We start from the raw sequence: 6,741 nt of genomic DNA on the forward strand, positions 1-6,741 counted from the left end.
CTCGATCTCGGTGCAGATGCCGCCATTGGTGGGATAGTGGTCGACCGAGCAAGCGGTGACGACAATCAGCAGTTCGCGCTCGGCGCGCAAGGTGACATAGCCGCCGGGCGGATTGATCGAGGCAACACGTCGATGCGGCCGTCCGGCTGCGGCAGCTGCCGCATGGACGAACGAAATTCAACCTGGTGCCGATCAGGTCCAGCCCGCCGGAAACGAAGCGACCGCCAGCCGTCTCGCGAACGCCGCCGTTTCATGAGCGTTGATGTCGGCAGCACGGATCAGATTGTCGAAATGGCGGGTCAGCGTGCGGATCGGCTCGGTGGCGTAGAGCACGAGATACATGTCGCCGACATAGATCGCGGCGCGGGAATGGCCGAAGATCGTGTAGGGCACGGAGTAGCGCATGCGTCCGTCGTACAAAAACAGGCGGAAGGTCGGATAGAGGTCGTCGAGCAGGTCGGCCATGTGGCGCAGCTGCTGCTTGCGGTCCTTGTCGGGGAAACCCGACCAGACACCGAGCCCGCGCGCAAAGATCTCCAGCGTGTGTCGCGGCATGCAGACCTCCATGTCGGTCTCGGGCCTGCGGTTGTAGTCGATGCGGTATTGCGTTTCGCCGGCCTGAACCTCGCGGCTTTTGTTGGAAATGTCAGCCTCGTAATCGATCAGCGCCTCGGTGCGTAGAAGGTCCGGGATGCCGGCGGGCACGTAGCGAATCTTGGTACCAGCAGCTTCGGCGTGCCATTTGGCGATCAGCGTGCGTTCGAAACCGCCCGAGGCCTCCTCGATCTCGAGGCTTTCGCGGATCTCGCCGGTCACACCTTCGTCCTGGCTGAGCCCGAGAAGCCAATCGAGCGAAACCTTGTGCGCGGTGGCGATCGTCAGCAGCGTTTCGGCGCGCGGCAGGCGGATCGTTGCACCCGACAGCAATTGCGACAGCGCCGAGCGGTCGATGCCGACCGATGCGGCAAAGGCCGACTGGTTGAGGCCAGAGCGTGTAACCAGCGCCTTGAGCCGTTCTCTGAAGACTTCAGACAGATCACGCTTGTCCATGGTTGCTCAACGGTTTTGCGAACATCTGGTTCGCGACCCATCCAAACTAAGTTTTTCGTCCCATCTGTTTACTAAACATAACATTTGCAGCTTAAGTAGCGCAATGTAAACAATCTGTGCGCATTGTCTCGTTGTAGAAACGCAAACCTACTGACAGCATTATGTCAGGAATCATCAAGTTCCAGGCATCGAAGGACAGCAGGCAGAGCATGGCAAAAAGGGGAAACAAACGAGGCACGACCCCAGCGGTCGAATGGCCGACGGTGTTTCTCATTTTGGCCTGCTACGGTGCTTGGCTCGCCGCAGGCTTGCTGGTGTGGCCGGCTTATCCGGTGATTGCCCTTGCGGTGATGGCGCTGACGGTAGCGCTGCAGTCGTCGCTGGTGCACGAGGTGCTGCATGGCCATCCGACCCGCGACGCGCGCGTCAATGAGGCGCTGGTTTCGCTGTCGATCGGCCTCGTTTGGCCCTATCGCCGCTTCAAGACCATCCATCTGCGCCATCACGCCGACGAGCGCCTGACCGATCCGTTCGATGATCCTGAAAGCTATTATCGCGCGCTGTGGCAGCACAACGATCTGCCAGAGACGATGAAGCTCTTGCTGCGGATCAACAACACCATGGCGGGACGTTTTGTGCTCGGGCCGCTGCTCGCCTGTATCGGCTTCTTCATCGACGACGCCAAGGCGATCATTGCGGGCGACAAGGCGATCCGCAAGGCGTGGCTGCTGCACGGCGCCGGCCTCTTGGTGATCGTGCCGATCGTTCAGTTCGGCTTCGGCATTCCGCTGTGGCTCTATGTCCTCGTCCCGGTCTGGCTTGGCCAGTCGCTGATTTCGATCCGAACCTTTGCCGAGCATCAGTGGTCAGAGCATCCTGAGGGGCGCACGGTGATCGTCGAGCGTTCGCCTTTGTCGCTGCTGTTTCTCAACAACAATCTGCATTTCGTGCATCACAAGAGCCCGACGGTTGCCTGGTACAAGCTCCCAGCACTGTTTCGCTCCCGTCGCGAAGAGTGGCTCAGGATGAACAAGGGCTACGCCTATCCGAACTATTTCGCGCTGATAAAGGCCTATGCCTTCCGCGCCAAGGAGCCGGTGTGTCATCCCGTGCTGCGCTGCGCTCCGGATGCGGGCAGGGCGTTCGTGCCGCGCGTCAGGGCGCGCAATGTCAACGGGCTTGGCACGGCACCGGTGCCGGCGGAGCCGCAGAAGGAATAGCTTTCCCCTCCGCTTGCCAGTTCCCGCATTTGAGCTTGAAATGACATCATGACTGACTTCGTTGCCGCGTTGCCGATGTATGACTGGCCTGAATAAAGAAAAAAACCCCGGAAATCCGGGGTTTCGTCTTACTGCTATAGCGCTGCGTCGTACTTTTGTCGTTCTGGCTTTTTGCGCCTGGAATAGAACCTCTCTCTAGCGCTGGCGGTGAGCATGATGTTCAGGGGCGGTTGCAGCAGATCGATATACGCCTTCTCAAGGCTATTGAGTTCGTCAAGCTCGCACGAAACCCATGCGTAGGTGGTGAACGAATTCGTTTCCGATCCTCTCATCCGGTGTTCTCGGACGCGGGTGTGAACCTGCCGGGACTGGCCAACATAAATGCACTCGTCATCACGGAAAAGAAAATAGATGCCGACCGCTGATGTCTCGGCCTTGAGGCGCGGAAGGTGCCGAATTTCGTACCACGTCGTCGGCTTGGGTTTGCGGCTGATGATCTCGGCTTGCCTGCGGTTTCTCAGGTCTGCCTCAAGATCGTCGGCCCAACTCGCGGCCTCCGCTGGGGTGCCGAATGTCTTTGCCTTCGGCGGGAACGGCTTGATGTGGACAAGCGCCCTCCATCTGCCGTTCCTCTCGGTCATCGCGGCCATCAGTATTTCATGCCGGTAAGCTGTTCGCACTCCTTGCGCGCCGAAGCTCTGGCCGTGTCGATCCACTGCGCAAGGTCGTTGAGCGCGATGCCGCGCAGTGACTTTTGGCTACCCGGGTCGATGCGGACGACGGGGAGGGGGATATCGCCGCTCGCGCATTTCTGAGCGAATTTCCCTGGCGTCAAGTGGCTGAAGTAGTCGCGGGCAACGAGATCGATCGGGATGATTGCGGTTTCGTATTGAGCCAAGAGGATGAATGCGGTTTTCATTATATTTCCCTGCGATACGTAAACCCGTTGATCACCAGCACGTCGGGAACGGCGGGCGGCACGTCGACGGCGTCAATCCCGATCTCACGCAAGCACGCGGCGAGGTGAGGCGCCTGGGCGGCTGCGGCGAGGTCGACGGTGTATTCCGTCCATGGGCGTTCGGCCCCGGTGGCGCCGCTGCGCTCACTCACCTCCAGCACGCCGCCGAACTCGCGCACGACGATGACGCGGGTCAACACGTCGTCGCCGCCGATGTTGCCGCGCCAGTACCGGATTGCGGACTTCCGCGCCTGGGTGGCTGTGTCCGAACGCTCCTTGCGCGGCGGTTTGAATGTGGGCTTGCCAGCGCGCTTGAACAGCGCGACTGATGCGAACGGGGTCACTTGTCGGCCTCGGTCTGCTTCATGGCTTCGTCGACATACTCGGCGAACGCGTCGGCGAGGCGCTGAAAGATGTCGCCGACGAATTCTTCCGGCTCGCCGGGATATGCGCCGTGCTTGCGGGTGTACCATTCCTTGAACGGGGTCATGCTACGCCTTCAACTGATAAGTCTGTGAATGCCCGTCGATTAGGCCGTCGCACATTGGCTCGACGAGGCCATTGCGAATTGCGTACAGCGCGCTCGCCGTTGGGAATTTCCGGCCGTCTGGATGCGTCGAATACAGGAAGCCCCCCCCATTGTTTTCCGCTTCCTCCGAATGGCTGGCGGTGAGGACAAGCGTCCGATTTTCTAGGCGCTTCAAAGCGCGCTGGACGTAGTGCGGTAACTTCAACTCGCTCATGTTGCAATTCCCGTTGTGATCGTTGCTCTAATCGCAACACTACAGGCGACTATAAACCGCTGTCAACCGATGTTTCGCTTTCGATGGGGATAAGGACGAGCCGGTAGCCGAGATGCTGCGCCATCTCCTCGACGGCCATCACCCCAGGCTCGACAACGCCTCGCCGCCATTCGCTCAAGCGGTTTTCATGGCGGCGCATTCTGTCGGCCATGTCGTAAATCGGAACTCGTCGCTTCTGCATTTCCTCGAACACTTGCCGGAGTGTGGGTGATGCCGCGCCGATCTTTCTCGGGAAGTTGCCTTTGCCTACGCCCTTAGCCATGCGTACCTCCTTGCCACCAGACCAACCCAGCGCGATGATCCGGCATGAAATGGTTCGAAGAAACCGTGCACGTACGGTCCATGGAAAATTCCGGCCTGACTGTCGGAGTGCGCTCGTGCGAAGCGGCTATCGAAGAACTCGATACCTGGCCAAAGCGCACAGCCAAATGGCGGCTGGCCTATCAGCGCTGCTATGAGGCAATCGAGGACAGGGTGCCGGTCAGCGAAGCGCGCAAGGCGTTCGAGGCTGCTGCGATTGAAGCCGGCGTATTGCGGCAGGCGCGCTGAGATCGTCATGCCTCGTCCTTCGCTGCGGGGCGGGCGAGCCAGCAGGGACACTTTGCGCAATCGTTTCGTCCGATCCATCGCCTGTCTGGCGGCCAAGAGAAACCATAGGCAGACGTCATCGACACCGGCAGTGTTGGCAGGTCCGGTGCCGGCCATTCGCAGCGCCACACAGTATGTGCCCGCGCGATTACTCGCCCGCGTGCGTCGGGTTTGATTTCTGCGAATTGACAAGCGCCGCGCTTGCTCGCCTTCGCGCGCTCATTCATTCGTGTCTCCTTTGGTGGAGAGGGGACGGGAGGGAGGTCAGTGGCCATCGCGCCCTCCAGCCTTGCTCTGGTCTTCCAGGTACTCGCGAAGACCGACCGCCGAGTTGAGAAACGCGGTGATCGCGTCGGCCTGCTCGTTCGGGTCTTCGCAGCCCCATTCGGACATCGCGGCCATGAAGTCGGGAAGCTCGGCAATGCGCTCGGCCATCGGTGTCAGCAGAAGCTTGCGCTCCATCTCCGCTACACGCGCTATCAGGCGGTCGTCGGCGCGCTTCTCAGCAGCGCGGATCGCCCGAGCCACGCGATCTTCGAGGTAGTTGCGTTCGCGACCGATCATGCCCCGGCCTGTGTCATAGATAGCCTTCCGGGCTTCCGTCTTGGCTGCTAGCCATGCCGTCTCTCGGTCGGCGATCTTCTCAGCGGTCATTGCTGTGATCCAGTGCTTTTAGGGTGGCGATCAGGAGGGCAATGGCGGGGGTAGCGGCATGTGTGTAGCCGTCCGGTCCATAAGTCTCTGACGATCCGGGCTTGTAGAAAGCGACGTGCGCCATCCAGCCAGCTGTTTGGCTGTTGTCTGGGAGCGACCGGGGGTCGTAGTCCGCATCATTGCCCATGATCTGAGCGCCGGCATTGAACGTGCAGATGATCTTGCGCCCATGGAGGTGCTTCAGTCGCTCTACCAGAGCAACGGCAGCGTCGAGGGAGGCGGTGTAGGCGGGCACCTTTTCAGACCACGTCCTGCCACGGCTGGCGTGCGCCATGAGATAGCTGCCGCTGCTTGAGCCGCGAACAAACCCCTTCGGGATTTGAGCGACCAAAGCTGCGTGGATGTCACAGTCAAGCCAGACACTCGGCCCGGTCAGCGCCTCAAGGCGTGCGATTAGATCAGCGTGGCTCATTTCTGCACCTCATCAGTCTTGAGGGAGCGTACAGCCTCTGCTGCCTTCTGAAAGCACCACGCCGTAACCGCGTCGTCCTTCTCGCCCTGCGGTGGTTTTGCCCACAGTTCTGTCGGTCGCTGTGTTTCGCAGCGCTCCCACATTGCATCGGCGATGTGCGCTAGGTGCGCGCCAGCATCCTCCAGCGCCTTCTCCCGCGTCTCCGCTAGTAGAGTTGAAAGGGATGCAAGCTTGGCTTCAGCGGCTTCGGCGCGGGCTTCCCATGCCTTCCACTGGTTTTCTGCACGGTCGATGTTGGTTTCGAACACGCGCTTCGCCTCGTCCCGTTCCGCCTCTGCTGCGGCAAGAGCCTCTTGGAGGTGGGTGACGCGCTCTGCGGCTTCGACGCAGTCAGGGTCAATCTCGAACCCAACGCCGCCGAGATCGTGAACCCGCACGCGCTTTCCGCGCAACCGCTCTACCAGGCTGTCGGTGGGGAGGGCGGTCATGCTGCGGACCTCGCTTGCTCGACGTGATCCGACCATTGATCGGCCATGGCTTCGGCAATGCCGGTGAAGAACCGGCTGCGCTCGCGCCAGCGGTCTGGGCCGGGTGACATGTGGTGGACTCGCGGGAACACAAACGCGGCGGCTTCGACGTAGTCGTCGCTGCTTTCGTTGTTCATGGAGACCTGCCCGGCGACGAGCATCAACTCGATGGTTTTCAGTTGGGTCTTGGTGAGCGCCATCACTTGCCCTCCACAGCCGGGGAGCGGAGAGCGAAGTACTCGGCAATGAGGATTGCAAGCCGTTCGTCGCTTTCCATGCCATTGGCCTTGAACAGGCGAAGCACTTCGGCGCGCAGTTCTTCCACCACCCCCGGCGCGGATACTGGTGAGGTGTGGACTAGCGCAGAGCGGATGGCCGCGTCGAAATGGGTCTGAGCCGCGATGGCACCAGCCTCAACGTCTGCCACTTCATGATGGACGCCGTCAGGACTGATCCACGCGGGAGGGAG

General features: G+C 60.8%; 14 protein-coding genes. 2 read left to right on the top strand and 12 right to left on the bottom strand.

The window, feature by feature from the left end; all coding sequences use genetic code 11:
- Window positions 1–192 precede the first annotated feature (192 nt).
- Window positions 193–1,050: a helix-turn-helix domain-containing protein gene (locus tag AC1DLV_RS09170; RefSeq protein ID WP_476799230.1), complete on the bottom strand. Its 858-nt coding sequence runs from the start codon at window positions 1,048–1,050 to the stop codon at window positions 193–195.
- 209 nt (window positions 1,051–1,259) lie between these two features.
- Here AC1DLV_RS09170 and AC1DLV_RS09175 point away from each other — a divergent pair, with 209 nt between their 5' ends.
- Window positions 1,260–2,270, top strand: a complete 1,011-nt coding sequence (locus AC1DLV_RS09175; RefSeq protein WP_476799231.1) for a fatty acid desaturase — start codon at window positions 1,260–1,262, stop codon at window positions 2,268–2,270.
- A gap of 134 nt (window positions 2,271–2,404) precedes the next feature.
- Here the strand turns inward: AC1DLV_RS09175 and AC1DLV_RS09180 are convergent, their stop codons facing one another.
- Genes AC1DLV_RS09180 through AC1DLV_RS09205 form a run of 6 tightly spaced genes read right to left on the bottom strand, consistent with a single transcriptional unit; the run spans window position 2,405 to window position 4,293 of the window.
- Window positions 2,405–2,920, bottom strand: a complete 516-nt coding sequence (locus AC1DLV_RS09180; RefSeq protein WP_476799232.1) for a GIY-YIG nuclease family protein — start codon at window positions 2,918–2,920, stop codon at window positions 2,405–2,407.
- The gene (locus AC1DLV_RS09185; RefSeq protein ID WP_476799233.1) at window positions 2,920–3,189 is read right to left on the bottom strand and encodes a pyocin activator PrtN family protein; all 270 of its coding nucleotides are present in this window, start codon (window positions 3,187–3,189) and stop codon (window positions 2,920–2,922) included. The genes AC1DLV_RS09180 and AC1DLV_RS09185 overlap by 1 nt, the downstream gene beginning before the upstream one ends.
- The gene (locus AC1DLV_RS09190) at window positions 3,189–3,572 is read right to left on the bottom strand and encodes a hypothetical protein (protein ID WP_476799234.1); all 384 of its coding nucleotides are present in this window, start codon (window positions 3,570–3,572) and stop codon (window positions 3,189–3,191) included. Before AC1DLV_RS09190 ends, AC1DLV_RS09185 begins: the two co-directional genes overlap by 1 nt.
- Window positions 3,569–3,718, bottom strand: a complete 150-nt coding sequence (locus tag AC1DLV_RS09195; RefSeq protein WP_476799235.1) for a hypothetical protein — start codon at window positions 3,716–3,718, stop codon at window positions 3,569–3,571. The genes AC1DLV_RS09190 and AC1DLV_RS09195 overlap by 4 nt, the downstream gene beginning before the upstream one ends.
- Window position 3,719: 1 nt before the next feature.
- Complete coding sequence (locus AC1DLV_RS09200) at window positions 3,720–3,971, bottom strand: hypothetical protein (RefSeq protein WP_476799236.1); 252 nt, start codon at window positions 3,969–3,971, stop codon at window positions 3,720–3,722.
- A gap of 49 nt (window positions 3,972–4,020) precedes the next feature.
- Complete coding sequence (locus AC1DLV_RS09205; protein WP_476799237.1) at window positions 4,021–4,293, bottom strand: hypothetical protein; 273 nt, start codon at window positions 4,291–4,293, stop codon at window positions 4,021–4,023.
- 44 nt (window positions 4,294–4,337) lie between these two features.
- On the opposite strand from AC1DLV_RS09205, the gene AC1DLV_RS09210 reads away from it, so the two are divergent.
- Window positions 4,338–4,580: a DUF982 domain-containing protein gene (locus AC1DLV_RS09210; protein ID WP_476799238.1), complete on the top strand. Its 243-nt coding sequence runs from the start codon at window positions 4,338–4,340 to the stop codon at window positions 4,578–4,580.
- 303 nt (window positions 4,581–4,883) lie between these two features.
- On the opposite strand, the gene AC1DLV_RS09215 is transcribed toward AC1DLV_RS09210, so the two are convergent.
- From AC1DLV_RS09215 to AC1DLV_RS09235, 5 genes are all read right to left on the bottom strand, one after another.
- Window positions 4,884–5,273, bottom strand: a complete 390-nt coding sequence (locus AC1DLV_RS09215) for a hypothetical protein (protein WP_476799239.1) — start codon at window positions 5,271–5,273, stop codon at window positions 4,884–4,886.
- Window positions 5,263–5,745 carry a hypothetical protein gene (locus AC1DLV_RS09220; RefSeq protein WP_476799240.1) on the bottom strand — a complete coding sequence of 161 codons (483 nt, stop codon included), beginning with the start codon at window positions 5,743–5,745 and terminating at the stop codon, window positions 5,263–5,265. The genes AC1DLV_RS09215 and AC1DLV_RS09220 overlap by 11 nt, the downstream gene beginning before the upstream one ends.
- On the bottom strand, window positions 5,742–6,233 hold the full coding sequence (locus AC1DLV_RS09225) for a hypothetical protein (protein ID WP_476799241.1): 492 nt from the start codon (window positions 6,231–6,233) through the stop codon (window positions 5,742–5,744). The genes AC1DLV_RS09220 and AC1DLV_RS09225 overlap by 4 nt, the downstream gene beginning before the upstream one ends.
- On the bottom strand, window positions 6,230–6,472 hold the full coding sequence (locus AC1DLV_RS09230; RefSeq protein WP_476836154.1) for a hypothetical protein: 243 nt from the start codon (window positions 6,470–6,472) through the stop codon (window positions 6,230–6,232). Before AC1DLV_RS09230 ends, AC1DLV_RS09225 begins: the two co-directional genes overlap by 4 nt.
- Window positions 6,472–6,741, bottom strand: a 270-nt coding sequence (locus AC1DLV_RS09235; RefSeq protein WP_476803660.1) for a hypothetical protein, incomplete at its 5' end; no start/stop codon positions are given. The genes AC1DLV_RS09230 and AC1DLV_RS09235, both read right to left, overlap by 1 nt.

Source organism: Aminobacter sp. 01T433, assembly GCF_056398585.1.

What these genes read in the sequence shown, in the direction of transcription:
- AC1DLV_RS09170 (WP_476799230.1), bottom strand. Translation starts at nt 1,050, where the DNA reads ATGGACAAGCGTGATCTGTCTGAAGTCTTCAGAGAACGGCTCAAGGCG.
- AC1DLV_RS09210 (WP_476799238.1), top strand. Translation starts at nt 4,338, where the DNA reads ATGAAATGGTTCGAAGAAACCGTGCACGTACGGTCCATGGAAAATTCC.
- AC1DLV_RS09175 (WP_476799231.1), top strand. Translation starts at nt 1,260, where the DNA reads ATGGCAAAAAGGGGAAACAAACGAGGCACGACCCCAGCGGTCGAATGG.
- AC1DLV_RS09185 (WP_476799233.1), bottom strand. Translation starts at nt 3,189, where the DNA reads ATGAAAACCGCATTCATCCTCTTGGCTCAATACGAAACCGCAATCATC.
- AC1DLV_RS09230 (WP_476836154.1), bottom strand. Translation starts at nt 6,472, where the DNA reads ATGGCGCTCACCAAGACCCAACTGAAAACCATCGAGTTGATGCTCGTC.
- AC1DLV_RS09200 (WP_476799236.1), bottom strand. Translation starts at nt 3,971, where the DNA reads ATGAGCGAGTTGAAGTTACCGCACTACGTCCAGCGCGCTTTGAAGCGC.
- AC1DLV_RS09195 (WP_476799235.1), bottom strand. Translation starts at nt 3,718, where the DNA reads ATGACCCCGTTCAAGGAATGGTACACCCGCAAGCACGGCGCATATCCC.
- AC1DLV_RS09225 (WP_476799241.1), bottom strand. Translation starts at nt 6,233, where the DNA reads ATGACCGCCCTCCCCACCGACAGCCTGGTAGAGCGGTTGCGCGGAAAG.
- AC1DLV_RS09215 (WP_476799239.1), bottom strand. Translation starts at nt 5,273, where the DNA reads ATGACCGCTGAGAAGATCGCCGACCGAGAGACGGCATGGCTAGCAGCC.
- AC1DLV_RS09220 (WP_476799240.1), bottom strand. Translation starts at nt 5,745, where the DNA reads ATGAGCCACGCTGATCTAATCGCACGCCTTGAGGCGCTGACCGGGCCG.
- AC1DLV_RS09180 (WP_476799232.1), bottom strand. Translation starts at nt 2,920, where the DNA reads ATGGCCGCGATGACCGAGAGGAACGGCAGATGGAGGGCGCTTGTCCAC.
- AC1DLV_RS09205 (WP_476799237.1), bottom strand. Translation starts at nt 4,293, where the DNA reads ATGGCTAAGGGCGTAGGCAAAGGCAACTTCCCGAGAAAGATCGGCGCG.